The following is a 15,340-nucleotide window of genomic DNA, read 5'->3' as shown; positions in this document are numbered from 1 at the left end:
GACATCCCCCAACTGAGACTGTCGAAACCTGCAGAACGTCGTAAGCTGTAGGTGCAAAGGAAACATCATCATGATCGCCCAGGAACTTGAAGTCAGTCTCCACATGGCCTTTGTAGAGGCCCGGCAGCAACGCCACGAGTTCATCACCGTGGAACACCTGTTGCTGGCACTGCTGGACAACCCCAGCGCCGCCGAGGTGCTGCGCGCCTGCTCAGCCAACATCGACGACTTGCGCAAGTCGTTGACCAACTTCATCAAGGACAACACCCCGCAGGTGGCCGGCACCGATGAAGTCGATACCCAACCCACGCTGGGCTTCCAGCGCGTGATCCAGCGCGCCATCATGCACGTGCAGTCCACGGGCAATGGCAAGAAGGAAGTGACCGGCGCCAACGTGCTCGTCGCCATCTTTGGCGAGAAGGATTCGCACGCCGTTTATTACCTGCACCAGCAAGGCGTGACGCGCCTGGACGTGGTGAACTTTATTGCTCATGGCATCCGCAAGAGCGATCCGCCCGAGCAGACGAAGTCTTCCGACGGCCAGCAGCCTGGCGCTGAAGGTGAGGGCGGCGGAGAAGGCGGCGAGCGCAACGAAAAGCAGTCGCCGCTGGAGCAATTCACCGTCAACCTGAACCAAAGCGCCAAGGACGGCAAGATCGACCCGCTGATCGGCCGCGAGTACGAGGTCGAGCGCACCATCCAGATCCTGTGCCGCCGCCGCAAGAACAACCCGCTGCTGGTGGGCGAAGCCGGCGTGGGCAAGACCGCCATTGCCGAAGGGCTGGCCTGGCGCATCACCGAAGGCGCCGTGCCCGAAGTGCTGGCGGATGCCACCGTCTACGCGCTGGACATGGGCGCGCTGCTGGCGGGCACCAAGTACCGCGGCGATTTTGAGCAGCGCCTCAAAGGCGTGCTGAAGTCGCTCAAGGACAAGCCCGGTGCCATCCTGTTCATCGACGAGATCCACACCCTGATCGGTGCCGGTGCGGCATCCGGCGGCACGCTGGACGCGTCCAACCTGCTCAAGCCGGCGCTGTCCAGCGGCCAGCTCAAGTGCATTGGCGCCACCACGTTCACCGAATACCGCGGCATTTTCGAGAAAGACGCTGCGCTGTCGCGCCGCTTCCAGAAGGTGGACGTGGTCGAGCCCAGCGTGCCCGAGACCATCGACATCCTTAAGGGGCTGAAAAGCCGTTTTGAAGAGCACCACAACGTCAAGTACGCCGTGGCAGCGTTGCAGGCTGCTGCCGAGCTGTCGGCCAAGTACATCAATGACCGCCATCTGCCCGACAAGGCCATCGACGTGATCGATGAGGCTGGTGCTGCCCAGCGCATCGCCACGGCCAGCAAGCGCAAGAAAACCATCGGCAAGCACGAGATCGAAGAGATCGTGGCCAAGATCGCCCGCATCCCGCCGGCCAACGTGTCCAACGACGACCGCAGCAAGCTGCAGACGCTGGAGCGCGACCTCAAGAGCGTGGTTTTCGGCCAGGACAAGGCGCTGGACGTGCTGGCGGCATCCGTCAAGATGGCCCGCTCGGGCCTGGGCAAGGCTGACAAGCCGATTGGCTCGTTCCTGTTCAGCGGCCCCACCGGGGTTGGCAAGACTGAAGCGGCCAAGCAGCTCGCCTACATCATGGGCGTGGATCTGATCCGCTTCGACATGTCCGAGTACATGGAACGCCATGCCGTGTCGCGCCTGATCGGTGCGCCCCCCGGCTACGTGGGCTTTGACCAGGGCGGTTTGCTGACCGAGGCCGTCACCAAGAAGCCGCACGCGGTGCTGCTGCTCGACGAAATCGAGAAAGCCCACCCGGACATCTTCAACGTGCTGCTGCAGGTCATGGACCACGGCACGCTGACGGACAACAACGGGCGCAAGGCCGACTTCCGCAACGTCATCATCATCATGACGACGAACGCGGGCGCCGAGACCATGAACAAGGCGACCATCGGCTTCACCAACCCGCGTCAGGCGGGCGACGAGATGGCCGACATCAAGCGCCTGTTCACGCCCGAGTTCCGCAACCGGCTGGACGCCATTGTCAGCTTCAAGCCGCTGGACGAGCAGATCATCCTGCGCGTGGTCGACAAGTTCCTGCTTCAACTGGAGCAGCAGCTGGCCGAGAAGAAGGTGGAAGTCACCTTTACCGACAAGCTGCGCAAGTTCCTGGCGAAGAAGGGCTTCGATCCTCTCATGGGTGCCCGCCCGATGCAGCGCCTGATTCAGGACACCATCCGCAAGGCGCTGGCGGACGAGCTGCTGTTCGGTCGCCTGACCGAAGGTGGCCGCCTGACGGTCGACCTGGACGACAAGGACGAGGTGCTGCTCGACATCACGCCGCTGCCCAAGCGCGAACGCGCCAAGGGCTCTGAGCCGGCCGAGCCGGAGGAAGAGCTGGCGACCGGCAGCGATTGAGTTTTGTCCGTGGCCCCTGCTGCCGCAGGGGCCACGGCGTGCGAATTCTGCAAGCCAGCGAGTCTTTGATTCGCTGGCTTTTTCTTTTGGGGACGACAACTCGCTCTGGCGCATGGTCGTACGCGCGCGCCAGTCATCCAGCCGTGGGTTGGTGAATGGGTTGCTTCAAAAACAATAGCTACCAACGAAGGTGCGTCGGGCGCTAGGGCGTTGTCATTCAAGAAATCGTGTTGCGGCCATCGCTTTTAACGCCAGTGCCGGGTGAACGCCGACTGGCACCCGCCGTTTCGATGCGGGTGCGACGGCAGGCTATGCTTCAACGATGACGGTAACCACCTTCCTCTGGCACGACTACGAAACCTTTGGCGCCAACCCGCGCCGCGACCGCCCAGCGCAGTTCGCCGCCATCCGCACCGACGCTGAGCTGAACGAGATCGGCGAGCCGGTGATGCTGTACTGCCAGCCCGCCACCGACGCGTTGCCCGACCCCCAATCGTGCCTGATCACCGGCATCACGCCGCAGGAATGCGCCGCCAAAGGCGTGTCAGAAAGCGAGTTTGCGCGGCAGATCCAAGACCTGCTGGCCGAGCCGGGCACCATTGGCGTGGGCTACAACTCCATCCGCTTTGACGACGAGGTGACGCGCTTCATGCTGTGGCGCAACCTGCGCGACCCGTACGCGCGCGAGTGGCAAAACGATTGCGGCCGTTGGGATTTGCTGGACGTGGTGCGCGCCACGCATGCGCTGCGGCCCGAGGGCATCGAGTGGCCTGTGGGTGAAGACGGGCTGCCCACCTTCCGCCTGGAAAAGCTCAGCGCCGCCAACGGCCTGGTGCACGAATCGGCGCACGATGCGCTGTCCGACGTGCGCGCCACCATCGCGCTGGCGCGGCTGATTCGCCAACGCCAGCCCAAGCTTTTCGACTTTTGCCTACAGCTGCGCGCCAAAGACCGCGTGGCGCAGGAGCTGGGTTTGCCCAGCACGCTGCGCGAGGCGCGCCCATTCCTGCACGTCAGCGGCATGTTCGGCGCCACGCGCGGCTGCATCGCGGTGATGTGGCCGCTGGCCATGCACCCCACCAACAAGAACGAGCTTCTGGCCTGGGACTTGTCGGCCGACCCCAGTGAGCTGGCCGACCTCACACCCGAGCAGGTGCGCGAGCGCCTTTTCACCCCCAGCGCCGACCTGCCTGAAGGCGTGACGCGGCTGGCCATCAAGGGCGTGCACCTGAACAAGTCGCCCATCGTCGTCAGCAGCCTGAAAACCCTGCGGCCCGAGCTGGCCGAGCGCTGGGGAATCGACCTGACCCAGGCGGCCCGCCATGCCGAGGCCTTGCGCGCGCTGCCCGATCTGAGCGCCCTGTGGGCCGCCGTGTATGAGCGCCCGCGCGCGGCAGAGGCGGTGGACGTGGACGAAGACCTGTACGGTGGCTTTGTCGGCAACACCGACCGCCGCCGCCTGAACGCCCTGCTGGCGCTGTCGCCCGAAGAGCTGGCGCGCGACCGCACGGGCTTTGACGACGCGCGCCTGGCGGAGCTGGTCTTTCGCTACCGCGCCCGCAACTTCCCCGACACGCTGACGCCACCCGAGGCCGAGCGCTGGCAGGCACACCGCATTGCCCGGCTGCTGGAAGGCGAGGGCGGCGCGCTCACGGTGCAGGCGCTGTTCGACCGCATCGACCAGCTGGCCGAAACCGCCGAGGACGAACGCACCCAGAGCATCCTGGAGGCCTTGTACGAGTGGGGCGAGGCCATGGCACCGGATGCCTGAATCGGCAGATAGCTATAGTAACTATAGCTGCCAGCGCTGTGTGGATGGGCGCCAAAGACCAACTCTTCATTAAAGCGGTGGTCGGTGCCCAACTGCCCTGCCGTCGCACTCAAGCGCGCCATTGCGCCCACCACAAGCGCGCCCGCATGCCCCACGTGGTGGTGTAGCCCACGCTGGTCGTGCTGATCTGGCCGTTGGGTCCAATCACCACCAGCGCTGGCACCGCGCCCAGCCCATAGCGGCGCGCCACGTCGCCGTTCGGGTCGATCACGGTGGCCCAGTTCAGCCCGCGCTGCCCCATCACGCGCCGCACGGCGGCCACGTCGCCCGATCGCATGGCGACGCTGAGCACCGGCCAGTCTTGCGCCACGCGGCTCACGTTGCCTTCTTCCATTCGGCAGATGCCGCACCACTCGGCCCAGAAATGCAGCGCCACCGGCCGCCCGGGATGCGCCGCGCGCCACTGCGCCAGAGACATCGTCGCACCCGCTTGGGTGCTGATGGCCAGGGATATGAATTCGGGGGCCGCGCCGCGCGGCACATGGCGCGTTTGCCAAAGGTGAACGCCGATCAGCACCGCCAGCGCCACGCCCAGGTTGAGCCACCATGAGCGTGACCGGCGGCTGCTTATCGCCTGCGCGGGCCGTTCGGTGTTTTGTGCGGTGGGCTGCGTCACTGTGCGGCGGCGCTGGTCGCGTTGGCGGCGGCGGGCCGGTGGAACGAGGTGCGCAGAACCGGTGCCCGCGCTTTGTCGCGTTGCGCCGCAGCGGGTGCCGCGACGAAGCGCCGGCGGCGCTCCATCAATCGCGCCGGCTGAACGTGAATACGATGGGGTTCCAGTAGCGCCCGTTGTCCGATGGCAGTTTCTCGGTGCGGTCCAGCGCGCGCAGAACCGCATCGTCCCAGGACTTCACGCCGCTGGACTTCGTCACCCTGGCGCTGATGATGGCGCCGGTCGGCCCGGTGCGCACTTCCACCTCGGTCTTGGGGTTGCCAGACACATCGTCGGTGAAGATGATCTTGGGCCGCACGAGTGCGCTGATGCGGCCTGCATAGCCACTGGAAGGCGTGGCGTCGCGATCATCGTCGCCGCCCGTCTTGCCCTTGCCCGTGCCCCGGCCCGCAGCGGTGCCGCCATCGCTGTCGGCACTGCCGGCCATCTTCATCGCTCGGGCAATCTCAGCCTTGCGCCGTGCGTCGGATTCGCGTGCTTCGCGCGCCGCGTCGGCTTTGGCATCTGCCTTGGCCTTGGCGTCCGCTTTGGCTTTGGCGTCCGCCTTCGCCTCCGCGTCGGCCTTGGCTTTGGCGTCGGCTTTGGCCTGTGCCTCGGCCTTCGCTTTCTCGGCGGCCTCGGCTTTCGCCTTGGCTGCCTTTTCTGCGGCGGCTTTTTTCTGGGCTTCGGCCGCGGCTTCCTTGCGGTCGGCCTCTTTGCGCTCGGCTTCGTCGGCCTTTTTCTTCTCGGCCGCCAGCTTGCGCTGTTCTTCTTCCTTGCGCTTCTTGTCTTCTGCCGCTTTCTTCTGCGCCAGCTCGCGGCGCTCTTCCTCGCGTTCACGCTCACGCTTGCGCTCGGCCTCTTGCTTGGCCTGCGCCAGCTTGCGCGCTTCTTCTTCCTTTTTCTTCTTCTGCGCTAAGGCAATCTCGGCGTCGTGCGCTTCGTCGGCCTTGTCCTGCGGCGCAGGCTTGGGCGCGGGCGCTTTCACGACAGGCTCGGGCTTGGGCTCAGGTTTTGGCGCTGGCTTCGGCGTAGATTGGCGCGCGGGCGCAGCCGGCGTTGGTTCTGCAGCGGGCGGCGGCGGCGGAGGCGGCTTGGGCGCCGATTTGGCGGAAGCGGATTGGGCCGTGGGCGACCACAGCTCGGCTTCTACCGCTTCCTGCTGCGCGTCGTTCTTCCAGTTCAGGCCCCAGGTCAGCGCCAGCACCAGCAGCAAGTGCGCAATCAGCGCCAGTGTCAGTGCGCGGCGCATCCCGCCTTCAGGCGGTGGTGCGAACTCGTTGCGTTCGATGGTCGACGCGTTCATCCCAGGCTTACTTGACCGACAGGCCCACGCGCTGCACGCCGGCTTCGCGCAGTTGCTTCATCATGGTGATGACCTGCTGGTAGCGCAGGTCGCTGTCGGCGGCAATCATCACCGGCATCTCCGGGTTGTCGGCCAGCGCCGTCTTGATGGCGGCCACGGCTTCTTTCTCGGTGATGTTCTTTTCCTTCAACTCACCACCCAGAGACAGCTTGCCCTCGGCGTCGATCATCACGTCGATGCGCTTATCCGGCTGCTTGCTGGATTGCCCGGCAGTGGGGATGTTGATGGAGCCCGGCGTGATGACGGTGGCGGTGACCATGAAGATGATCAGCAGCACCAGCATCACGTCGATGAAGGGCACCATGTTGATCTCGTTCATGGCGCGGCGGCCTCGGCCGCGAGAGCTGACGGCGGGCATGGCTCAGTGTCCGGTGGGCGTGGCGGTGTGGGCGCTGGCGTGCACGCCCAGGTTGCGCTGCAGGATGTTGGAGAACTCTTCGATGAAGGTTTCTTCCTTGATCGCGATGCGGTCGATGTCGCGCGCGAAGCGGTTGTACGCCACCACCGCAGGGATGGCAGAGAACAGGCCCAGGGCCGTAGCCACCAGCGCCTCGGCAATGCCGGGCGCCACGGTAGCCAGCGTCACCTGCTGCAGACCGGCCAGCCCCGTGAACGCATGCATGATGCCCCACACCGTGCCAAACAGGCCTACATACGGGCTAACGGAACCGACGGAGGCCAGGAACGACAGGTTGGATTCGGCGGCGTCCATCTCGCGCTGGAAGCTGGCACGCATGGCGCGGCGTGCACCGTCCAGCAGCGTGCCCGGGTCGGTGATGCGGCGCTCACGCAGCTTTTGGTATTCGCGCATGCCGCTGGCAAAAATGCGCTCCATCGGGCCGCCCTGGCGTGCGTTCTGCGCCGCGGCGGCGTACAGGTCGTTCAGGCTCGTGCCAGACCAGAAATCGCGCTCGAACTCATCGTTTTGCGCCTTGATGTCCTTCAATGACCGCAGCTTGCGGAAGATGGCCGCCCAGCTGGCGATCGAGCCGATCAGCAGGATCACCATGACCAGCTGCACGGTGAAGCTGGCGTGAAGCACCAGCTGAAGGATGGACATGTCCTGGTTCATGAGTTCAACTTTTCTAGGAGGGCGTTCGGAATGCGCGCCGGCTTCATGGATTGCGAATCGACCCAGCCGATGCGCACGGTGCCTTCGCACAGCAGCGTGGAGGGCGTCTGATCGGGTGCAGCTTGCGCCAACGGTGTGCCGAGCGGTTTCAGCCAAGCCTGCTGGGCAACCACCAAGGCCGTCCTGCCGCTGGTTTGGAGGCTGGCGGTGACGATAAGTTCATCGTCCAGCCGCGCGGGGCGCAGGTACTTGAGGGTGGCATCGGCCACGACGAACATGCCGCCGGCCTGCTCGCGCAGGGCCCACTGGCCAATGCCCAGCGCGCGCAGCCATTCGGTGCGCGCGCGTTCGAAATACTTCAGGTAGTTGGCGTAGAAGACGATGCCACCGGCATCGGTGTCTTCCCAGTAAACGCGGATCGGGAACTCAAACGCCATCGAAACTGCGCCTAGGCGAGAACCTCGCGCAGACGGGCCACCGCTGCTTCAAGCTGCGGCATGGAGTTGGCGGTGGAAAAGCGGATATAGCGCGCGGTGTCGGCATGGCCGAAGTCACGCCCCGGCGTGACCGCCAGATGCGCGCGCTTCATCAGCTCAAAGGCGAATTCCCAGCTGCCTGCTGTCTGCATGCCGCTATTGTATTCGGAGCGACCGGCGAACAGTTTGTCACAGGCGGCGCCGCAATCGGTCCAGGCGTAAAAGGCGCCATCGGGCGTGACAGGCACCTGCAGGCCCAGCGCTTGCAATTGCGGCACGAACCAGTCGCGGCGGGCACGAAACTCGGCGCGGCGCCGCTCGTACTCGGCCAGGCTTTCCGCCTCGAAGCACGCCAGCGCGGCGTACTGCGACACGGTGCTGGGGCAGATGAACAGGTGCTGCGCGATCTGCTCGACCACATCCACCAGCGCGTCCGGCACCACCAGCCAACCCAGGCGCCAGCCGGTCATATTGAAGTACTTGCTGAAGCTGTTGATGCTGATGATCTCGTCCGACAGGCCCAGCGCGCTGTGGCTGTAGGTTTCCTCGTAGCTCAGGCCCAGGTAGATCTCATCGACCAGCGTGATGCCGCCGCGCTCGGTCACCGCCGCGTGAATCCGCCGCAGCTCATCGGGGTGGATCGAGGTACCGGTGGGGTTGGAGGGCGAAGCCAGCAGCACGCCGCGCGTGTGCGCGCCCCAGGCCTCGGCCACCTTGTCGGCGCTGAGCTGAAAGCGTTCGGCTGCGGTGGAAGGCACCAGCACCGCGCGCCCTTCGGCGGCACTGACAAATTGCCGGTTGCAGGGGTAGCTGGGGTCTGGCATCAGCACTTCGTCGCCCGCGTCGATCAGCGCCAGGCAGGCCAGTTGCAGCGCCGCCGATGCGCCAGCGGTGACGACGATGCGCCGCGCGGGCACCTGCACGCCAAAGCGCTGGGCGTACCAATCGCTGATGCGTTCGCGCAGGGCGGGCAGGCCAGTGGCTTGTGTGTACTGCGTGCGGCCGTCGCGGATGGCGCGTTCGGCCGCCTCGCGCACCAGCGGCGGGGCGGTGAAATCGGGCTCGCCAATGTTCAGGTAGATCATCGGCCGGTCGGTGCCGGCGGCTTCCCTGGCGATGGCGGCGGCCGACTTGGCCATCTCCATCACGTAAAACGGTTCGATGCGCTGGGCGCGCTGCGAAATCCTCATGGCGCGGCGGGCGCAGGCTTGCCGGCGGCGCGGTCGGCCTGCACCTCGGCGGTGCGCAGCTTGGGCGCCAGGCCGTTGAGCACCGCGTTCACGTATTTGTGGCCGTCGGTGCCGCCAAAGTCTTTCGCCAGCTCAATGCATTCGTTGAGCACCACGCGCCAGGGCACGTCGGGGCAGCGCAGGAATTCGTACGCGCCGATCCACATGCAGCCGTGCTCGATGGGCGATATCTGGCCCAACTCGCGGTCCAGCAGCGGCACGATCAGCGCGTCAAGGTCGTCTTTCAGGTCGACGCAGCCGTGCAGCAGCGCGTCGTAGTGGACGGCGTCGGCCTTGTTGAAGCCTTGCAGCTCGCGCGTGAAAGCGTCGATGGAGGCCACGTCGCCCCCACCCACAAAGTGCTGGTACAGGCCCTGCAGCGCGAATTCGCGCGCGCGGGAGCGTGCCGATTTGGTCGAGGACTTGCGTGTGCCGTTGGGGGCCACGGGTTTGCGCGGTGCGGTGGGCGTGTTCATTCCAGTCGTTCCTTGAGCAGCGCCATTTCCACCGCCACGCGGGCGGCGTCGCGGCCTTTTTCCACCTGGCGCACCACGGCCTGCGCCATGTTTTCGGTGGTGAGAATGGCGTTGGCGATGGGGATGCCGTTGTCCAGCGACACGCGCGTGACGCCAGCGCCCGATTCGTTGGCCACCAGTTCAAAGTGGTAGGTCTCGCCACGGATGATGCAGCCCAGCGCCACCAGCGCGTCGTAGCGCCCGTCGCCGCTGCGCGCCATGGTTTGCAGCGCCAGCGGCACTTCCAGCGCACCGGGCACCGTCACGTGCACGATGTTCTCTGCGCGCACGCCCAGCGCAGCCAGCTCGGTCACGCAGGCCAGGTGCAGCGCGTCAGTCACGCCTTCGTTGAAGCGCGCCTGCACCACGCCAATGCGCAGGTTCTGGCCGTCGAGGGCGGGGGTTTGTCCTTTGTCAGCGCCGATCATGGCGATCCTTCAATCCGTGTGAACACGGTGGTCATTCTTTGGTGATGTGGCCGGCCACTTCCAGGCCATAGCCACCAGCCAGGCTGGGCAGGCGCCGGGGCGTGCCCAGCAGCAGCATGCGCTGCACGCCGCAGTCGCGCAGGATTTGCGCGCCGACGCCGTAGCTGCGCAGGTCCATGCGGCCGCGCTCTGGCGCGTGTGATGCGCGCGCCGTGCCTTCAAATTGCGCCAGCAGTTGCTCGGCCGTTTCGCCGCAGTTCAGCAGCACGACCACGCCGCGGCCTTCTTGCTGGATGCGCTGCAGCGCGGCGTCCAGGCTCCAGGAATGCATGTTGCGGTCCAGCGCCAGCGCGTCCAGCACCGACAGCGGCTCGTGCACGCGCACCGGCACCGCGTCCTGGGCCTGCCATTGGCCCAGCACCAGCGCCAAGTGCACGCTGCCGCTGGGCTGGTCGCGGTAGGCGTGGGCCACAAATTCGCCGTGCGCGGTGCGCAGCGGGCGCGTGGCCACTTTCTCGACCAGCGATTCGGTGCGGCTGCGGTATTCGATCAGGTCGGCAATGGTGCCGATCTTCAGCCCATGCTCGGCAGCGAACAGCTGCAGATCGGGCAGGCGCGCCATGGTGCCGTCGTCTTTCATGATCTCGCAGATCACGGCGGCCGGCTCGCACCCGGCCATGGCGGCCAGGTCGCACCCGGCTTCGGTATGGCCGGCGCGCATCAGCACGCCGCCATCCACGGCCTGCAGCGGAAAGATGTGGCCCGGCTGCACCAGATCCGCCGGTTTGGCGTTGGGCGCCACGGCGGCCTGCACGGTGCGCGCGCGGTCGGCGGCAGAAATGCCGGTGGTCACACCCTCGGCCGCTTCGATCGACACGGTGAAGGCGGTGCCCATCTTGGTGCCGTTGCGCGCCACCATGGGCGGCAGCTGCAGGCGTTCGCAACGCTCGCGCGACAGGGTCAGGCAGATCAGGCCGCGGCCAAAGCGCGCCATGAAGTTGATGGCTTCGGGCGTGACGTGGTCGGCCGCGAGGATCAGGTCGCCCTCGTTCTCGCGGTCTTCCTCGTCCACCAGGATGACCATGCGGCCGGCGCGCAGCTCGGCAACGATGTCTTCCACCGGCGAAATGCCGGCGCCAGCGGGTGCGGTAACAGGTGTGGGGGAATTCATAGCGGTGGTCGGCTGGCGGGCGCGGGCAGGGGCCCGGCGCCCAGGTGCACTGCGACGGGCGCCTGTGCAGAAAGGCGCGTCGAGGGGCAAGTCCGCCATTATCCTTGCTTGCCGACCCCGCTGCGCTGCGGGCGCTGGCGCGCAGCCCCGCACAGCCCTATTGGCAACTATTGAAATGATAGCTGCTTGCGCTGGTGGCACCAGCGCTGGAGCCAGTTTTTGCTTGTAAATCCGTCGCCACGCCCCTGGCTTGATCCATGACGCTTGACCATCCCGTCGTCTCCTCGATGCTGCCCGTGGTGCTGCTGATCGCCATCGGCTTTGCCGCCGGGCGGCTGCGGCTGATTCGCGGCGAGGCGGTGCGCGATCTGTCCAACCTTGTCTTTCTGGTGCTGGTGCAGGCGCTGCTGTTTCGCACCATGGCCACCGCGCACCTGGAGCGGCTGGATCTGCGCTCCGTCGCGCTGTACTACATCGTGGCGGGGGCGATGTTCTTCGCGCTGCTGTTCATCCAGGGGCTGAACAGCCGGTCGGCCGTGGTGGCGCTGGCCGCCATCTTCAGCAACACGCTGATGATCGGCGTGCCCCTGGTGCAGCTGGCGTATGGCCAGGCGGGCCTGGTGCACCTGTTCACGCTGATTTCGATGCACGCGCTGGTCTTGCTGACGCTGGCCACCATCGTGATCGAGCTGCTGGTCGCGCGCGAGCAGGCCGCGAACGGGCAGCAGGGACACCGGCCCATCGCGGCCACCGTGGCGCGCGCGGTGAAAAACGCCATCCTGCACCCCGTGCCGCTGCCCATCATCGCGGGCTTTCTGTACTCGCTGACGGGGCTGGGCCTGCACCCGGTGGTCGAGCGGCCTTTGAAGCTGCTGGGCGACGCCTTCGGCCCGGTGGCGCTGGTGCTGGTGGGCGTGACCCTGGCGCAAACGGCCATCGGGCCGCACCTGCGCGGGGCCACGGGCATTTCGCTGCTGAAATGCGTGGTGCACCCGCTGCTGATGGCGCTGGCGGGCTGGGCGCTGGGCTTTGGCGGCCTGGCCTTGTCGGTGATGGTAGTGGCCGCGGCGCTGCCGGTGGGCGCCAACGTGTTCCTGTTCTCGCAGCGCTACCACAAGGCCGAAGAGCTGGTGACCGCTTCGGTGGCCGTATCCACCGCCGTGGCGGTGGTCACCGTGTCGATCACGATGGCCTTGCTGGCCCGCTGGAACCCGCTGGGCGGCTAAGCGCCAGGGCCCGCGAATCGCGCAGATCAGCTGCCGGGCGGTGTGGTCATGGCGTCCAGCAGGCCCCAGTTCCACCACGCCCAGGGGCGCTCGCGCACGTCGCGCTCCAGCTGCTCGATCACCTGATCAACGGCCTGCTCGGGCGAGCCTTCCAAGTCGCGGATGCGGATGCGCACCGTGCCGTCCGGCTCGGTGAACGAGGTGACGTGCAGCAGCGCCGCCTCGGTGTGCGCGGCGATGCGCTCGATGCCCGTGGCCAGGTACAGGGTCTTGCCCAGAAACGGGTGGGCGCGCTTGTTCTTGGCCTCGGGGTGCAGCGCATCGGCCAGGATGGTCCAGGTGTCGCCGCGGCCCAGGCTTTCGTAGATCTTCTTGATCGACCGGTTGCGTTTGACCGAGATGCCGCCCGTCATGTCGTCAAAAGTGCTGATCTTGCGGTGAAAGTACGCCTTCTCCAGCGAAGACAGCTCGTTATTCTCGTCAATCTCCATCGTGAGCGAGCTGACGGGCACGCCCGATTGCGCCACGCCGATCGGCCCGGTCAGGATGCGGTCGAAGTGCGTGAGGATGATGATGGCGCCGCGCCCCGCCTTCAGCCCGCGATGCAGCTTGTCGATGCCTTCCACCTTCAGCCGCACGTCGCCGTTGCAGCCAACACGGCGCAGGGCGATGGCGTCCATCAGCTCGTACGCCACCAGGTTGACGTGCAGGCGCGCCCAGTCACGCACCGTGGCGTCGCTGGCGTCTGGGAAATGCTGGCGGAACAGCGTGACTAGCGCCGCTTCGGTGGATTGCGCTTCCTGCGCGTGCGTGCGGCGGTAAAGCCACGGCGCCACGCGCCACGGCCAGCGGCCTGGCAGCTTGCTGGCCAGGCGGTAAATGCGTTCTTGTTGAGGGGTTCGGATCATCGGGGTGCGCTCGGCGGGCCGCCAGGGGCAGCGCGCCTTGTCTCGAAAAACCCGGCTGAATGGCGCCACCAACGCGCGGCGCACCGGGTGTGGGGCGATTTTCGCTCAGGGCGCCAGGCGCTCGCGCACCCAGGCGTCGCCCTCGCGCCGGTAGCGCAGGCGGTCGTGCAGGCGGCTTTTGCGGCCCTGCCAGAACTCCCACCGGTCGGGCACCAGGCGAAAGCCGCCCCAATGCGGCGGGCGCGGCGGCGCCAGCAGGAACTTGGCGCCGTACAGCGCCGCGTTTTTGACCAGCACGTCGCGCCCGGCGATCACCTGGCTTTGCGGGCTGGCCCACGCGCCGATGCGGCTGTCCAGCGGGCGGCTGGCAAAGTAGGTGTCGCTCTCCAGGTCGCTGACCCTTTCTACGCGCCCTTCGATGCGCACCACGCGCTCCAGCTCAACCCAGTGAAACTGCAGCGCGGCGAAAGGGTTGCCCGCCAGTTCCTGCCCCTTGCGGCTGTCGTAGTTGGTGAACCAGACCACGCCGCGCTCGTCGTAGCCCTTGATCAGCACGATGCGCGTGCTGGGCCGCAGATCGCTGCCCACAGTGGCCAGCGTCATGGCATTGGGTTCGGGCACTTCGCTGGCGCGCGCCTCTTCAAACCATTGGCCGAACTGCTGCATCGGGTCGGCGTGGGAGGCGGCTTCGGACAGTTCGGCGCGTTCGTAGCTTTTGCGCAAATGGGCGATATCGGACATGCGCCGCAGTATAGGGATGGCCCGCGTGGGGCGCCGCTTAGCCGGGCACGCTGGGCGAGGCGCCGGGCTCGTCCTCGGCGTGGCGCAGCAGCGCGCCCAGGCGCCGGTCGTGCAGGCCGTGCGCCTGCAGGCTGTCGTGCGTCTGGCGGGCGTAGTCCAGCGTGCTGCCGTAGCGCCCGCGCGCGTGGCGGAAGATGTGGCGGTACTGCTCGGCCGTCAGCTCGCCCGTGTGCGAGGGGCTGCGCCGCGACAGGGTGAAGGCCAGCGCGGGCACGGTGCCGTGGGGCGTGGCGCAGGGCAGCCAGCGCGGGTCGTACACGCCGCTGGGCATTTCGCGGGCCCAAAGGCTGTCGAACACCGCTTCGGCCTGCGCGCGCGGGATGCGGAACACCATGCCCTGGCAGCTGCCGCCGGGCAGCAGCGCGAACACCAGGCCGGGCAGCTCGGGCGTGCCGCGGTTCACGCGGCTCCACATCGCCAAGGCGCGGTGCCAGCCATGCACCAGCGTGGCGTGGCGTTCACTGAAGTCGAAATCGGGCCGCCAGATCAGCGAGGCATAGCCAAACACCCACAGATCGGCCTGCTGCCCGCGCTGCGCGTGCCACTGTGCGCGCGCGTCCGCCAGCATGCGAACCGGGTCGCGCCCGGGGTGGCGCAAATGGGCGAAGGGTGCGTAGGCTTGGGTGTCACCAAGAGGCATGGCCAGACTTTATACAATCGCCCAACTTTCTTTGGAGCGACAACTCATGACAAACAACGACAACGACGACAACCAGGGCGTCGTTTGGGCCATTCTGATCGGTGTGATTCTGCTGGCCATCAGCCTGGCGGTGGGCATGGGCCTGTACCGCACCAGCAGGGCTGCGGGTGGGGCTGACGGCGCCGTCAGCACCTCCGCCGCCGTGGGAGCGCCGGTGGGTGCCGCCGTGGGCGCTGCCCCTGGCAGCCCGGCCGAGATGACCAACGCCGCCGACGTGCCCAGCATCCGCGTCGAAAACGGCGTGGTGAAGTTCTACTTCGCCACCGGCAGCGCGGCCCTGGCCAACGGCGCAGCCGAAGCGCTGGGCGACGTGGTGAAGGGCGTGGCCGCTGGCCGCAAGGCGGTCATCAGCGGTTTCACCGACGTGACGGGCGACCCGGCCAAGAACGAAGAGCTGGCCAAGCAGCGCGCCTTCGCGGTGCGCGACGCGCTGGCCGCGCTGGGCATTGGCGAAGACAAGGTGGATCTGCGCAAGCCTGAGGCGATCACCGCCACCGGCTCGAACGCCGAGGCACGCCGCGTGGAAGTGACGCTGCAGTAATCAGC

Annotated in this window: 16 protein-coding genes; 4 read left to right on the top strand and 12 right to left on the bottom strand. The window is 66.8% G+C overall.

What is annotated here, in order from left to right; translation table 11 throughout:
• The first annotated feature begins 70 nt into the window (after window positions 1-70).
• The gene (gene clpA / locus C6570_RS16100; RefSeq protein ID WP_106704119.1) at window positions 71-2,419 is read left to right on the top strand and encodes an ATP-dependent Clp protease ATP-binding subunit ClpA; all 2,349 of its coding nucleotides are present in this window, start codon (window positions 71-73) and stop codon (window positions 2,417-2,419) included.
• A 322-nt stretch (window positions 2,420-2,741) separates the two neighbouring features.
• On the top strand, window positions 2,742-4,190 hold the full coding sequence (gene sbcB / locus C6570_RS16095; protein WP_106704118.1) for an exodeoxyribonuclease I: 1,449 nt from the start codon (window positions 2,742-2,744) through the stop codon (window positions 4,188-4,190).
• Window positions 4,191-4,299: 109 nt separating this feature from the next.
• On the opposite strand, the gene C6570_RS18305 is transcribed toward sbcB, so the two are convergent.
• The 9 genes from C6570_RS18305 to ribBA all read right to left on the bottom strand — a co-directional run bounded on the left by C6570_RS18305 (window position 4,300) and on the right by ribBA (window position 11,159).
• Window positions 4,300-4,866 carry a redoxin domain-containing protein gene (locus tag C6570_RS18305; protein ID WP_245896226.1) on the bottom strand — a complete coding sequence of 189 codons (567 nt, stop codon included), beginning with the start codon at window positions 4,864-4,866 and terminating at the stop codon, window positions 4,300-4,302.
• Between the two features lie 124 nt (window positions 4,867-4,990).
• Window positions 4,991-6,208, bottom strand: a complete 1,218-nt coding sequence (tolA, locus tag C6570_RS16085) for a cell envelope integrity protein TolA (protein ID WP_106704116.1) — start codon at window positions 6,206-6,208, stop codon at window positions 4,991-4,993.
• Window positions 6,209-6,215: 7 nt separating this feature from the next.
• A complete protein-coding gene (locus tag C6570_RS16080; protein WP_106704115.1) occupies window positions 6,216-6,626 on the bottom strand; it encodes an ExbD/TolR family protein in 411 nt (136 codons plus the stop codon).
• 3 nt (window positions 6,627-6,629) lie between these two features.
• Window positions 6,630-7,340: a protein TolQ gene (gene tolQ, locus C6570_RS16075; protein ID WP_106704114.1), complete on the bottom strand. Its 711-nt coding sequence runs from the start codon at window positions 7,338-7,340 to the stop codon at window positions 6,630-6,632.
• Window positions 7,337-7,777 (bottom strand): tol-pal system-associated acyl-CoA thioesterase, encoded by a 441-nt coding sequence (locus tag C6570_RS16070; protein ID WP_106704113.1) that lies wholly within the window; start codon window positions 7,775-7,777, stop codon window positions 7,337-7,339. The genes tolQ and C6570_RS16070 overlap by 4 nt, the downstream gene beginning before the upstream one ends.
• A gap of 11 nt (window positions 7,778-7,788) precedes the next feature.
• Window positions 7,789-9,006, bottom strand: coding sequence for a pyridoxal phosphate-dependent aminotransferase (locus C6570_RS16065; protein ID WP_106704112.1), 1,218 nt, complete (start codon window positions 9,004-9,006; stop codon window positions 7,789-7,791).
• Window positions 9,003-9,521, bottom strand: coding sequence for a transcription antitermination factor NusB (nusB, locus tag C6570_RS16060; protein WP_106704111.1), 519 nt, complete (start codon window positions 9,519-9,521; stop codon window positions 9,003-9,005). The genes C6570_RS16065 and nusB overlap by 4 nt, the downstream gene beginning before the upstream one ends.
• On the bottom strand, window positions 9,518-9,988 hold the full coding sequence (ribH, locus tag C6570_RS16055) for a 6,7-dimethyl-8-ribityllumazine synthase (RefSeq protein WP_106704110.1): 471 nt from the start codon (window positions 9,986-9,988) through the stop codon (window positions 9,518-9,520). The genes nusB and ribH overlap by 4 nt, the downstream gene beginning before the upstream one ends.
• 31 nt (window positions 9,989-10,019) lie before the next feature.
• Window positions 10,020-11,159: a bifunctional 3,4-dihydroxy-2-butanone-4-phosphate synthase/GTP cyclohydrolase II gene (gene ribBA, locus C6570_RS16050; RefSeq protein WP_106704109.1), complete on the bottom strand. Its 1,140-nt coding sequence runs from the start codon at window positions 11,157-11,159 to the stop codon at window positions 10,020-10,022.
• Window positions 11,160-11,416: 257 nt separating this feature from the next.
• Between ribBA and C6570_RS16045 the strand changes: the two genes are divergently transcribed.
• Complete coding sequence (locus C6570_RS16045; protein WP_106704108.1) at window positions 11,417-12,385, top strand: AEC family transporter; 969 nt, start codon at window positions 11,417-11,419, stop codon at window positions 12,383-12,385.
• Between the two features lie 26 nt (window positions 12,386-12,411).
• Here the strand turns inward: C6570_RS16045 and C6570_RS16040 are convergent, their stop codons facing one another.
• From C6570_RS16040 to C6570_RS16030, 3 genes are all read right to left on the bottom strand, one after another.
• Complete coding sequence (locus tag C6570_RS16040) at window positions 12,412-13,293, bottom strand: lysophospholipid acyltransferase family protein (RefSeq protein WP_123812282.1); 882 nt, start codon at window positions 13,291-13,293, stop codon at window positions 12,412-12,414.
• 105 nt (window positions 13,294-13,398) lie between these two features.
• Window positions 13,399-14,034, bottom strand: coding sequence for a pyridoxamine 5'-phosphate oxidase (gene pdxH / locus C6570_RS16035; protein ID WP_106704106.1), 636 nt, complete (start codon window positions 14,032-14,034; stop codon window positions 13,399-13,401).
• Window positions 14,035-14,071: 37 nt separating this feature from the next.
• Window positions 14,072-14,734 (bottom strand): gamma-glutamylcyclotransferase, encoded by a 663-nt coding sequence (locus C6570_RS16030; RefSeq protein ID WP_106704105.1) that lies wholly within the window; start codon window positions 14,732-14,734, stop codon window positions 14,072-14,074.
• Window positions 14,735-14,780: 46 nt separating this feature from the next.
• Here C6570_RS16030 and C6570_RS16025 point away from each other — a divergent pair, with 46 nt between their 5' ends.
• A complete protein-coding gene (locus tag C6570_RS16025; protein WP_106704104.1) occupies window positions 14,781-15,335 on the top strand; it encodes an OmpA family protein in 555 nt (184 codons plus the stop codon).
• Window positions 15,336-15,340 lie beyond the last annotated feature (5 nt).

It is taken from the genome of Ottowia oryzae (genome assembly GCF_003008535.1).
Classification (GTDB): Bacteria; Pseudomonadota; Gammaproteobacteria; order Burkholderiales; family Burkholderiaceae_C; genus Ottowia; species Ottowia oryzae.
This window is presented reverse-complemented; position numbering and strand designations above follow the sequence as displayed.

Bases quoted from the DNA above. Each gene is read 5' to 3' on its own strand.
- clpA (WP_106704119.1), top strand. From the start codon at position 71: ATGATCGCCCAGGAACTTGAAGTCAGTCTCCACATGGCCTTTGTAGAG.
- sbcB (WP_106704118.1), top strand. From the start codon at position 2,742: ATGACGGTAACCACCTTCCTCTGGCACGACTACGAAACCTTTGGCGCC.
- tolA (WP_106704116.1), bottom strand. From the start codon at position 6,208: ATGAACGCGTCGACCATCGAACGCAACGAGTTCGCACCACCGCCTGAA.
- C6570_RS16080 (WP_106704115.1), bottom strand. From the start codon at position 6,626: ATGCCCGCCGTCAGCTCTCGCGGCCGAGGCCGCCGCGCCATGAACGAG.
- tolQ (WP_106704114.1), bottom strand. From the start codon at position 7,340: ATGAACCAGGACATGTCCATCCTTCAGCTGGTGCTTCACGCCAGCTTC.
- C6570_RS16070 (WP_106704113.1), bottom strand. From the start codon at position 7,777: ATGGCGTTTGAGTTCCCGATCCGCGTTTACTGGGAAGACACCGATGCC.
- C6570_RS16065 (WP_106704112.1), bottom strand. From the start codon at position 9,006: ATGAGGATTTCGCAGCGCGCCCAGCGCATCGAACCGTTTTACGTGATG.
- nusB (WP_106704111.1), bottom strand. From the start codon at position 9,521: ATGAACACGCCCACCGCACCGCGCAAACCCGTGGCCCCCAACGGCACA.
- ribH (WP_106704110.1), bottom strand. From the start codon at position 9,988: ATGATCGGCGCTGACAAAGGACAAACCCCCGCCCTCGACGGCCAGAAC.
- ribBA (WP_106704109.1), bottom strand. From the start codon at position 11,159: ATGAATTCCCCCACACCTGTTACCGCACCCGCTGGCGCCGGCATTTCG.
- C6570_RS16045 (WP_106704108.1), top strand. From the start codon at position 11,417: ATGACGCTTGACCATCCCGTCGTCTCCTCGATGCTGCCCGTGGTGCTG.
- C6570_RS16040 (WP_123812282.1), bottom strand. From the start codon at position 13,293: ATGATCCGAACCCCTCAACAAGAACGCATTTACCGCCTGGCCAGCAAG.
- pdxH (WP_106704106.1), bottom strand. From the start codon at position 14,034: ATGTCCGATATCGCCCATTTGCGCAAAAGCTACGAACGCGCCGAACTG.
- C6570_RS16030 (WP_106704105.1), bottom strand. From the start codon at position 14,734: ATGCCTCTTGGTGACACCCAAGCCTACGCACCCTTCGCCCATTTGCGC.
- C6570_RS16025 (WP_106704104.1), top strand. From the start codon at position 14,781: ATGACAAACAACGACAACGACGACAACCAGGGCGTCGTTTGGGCCATT.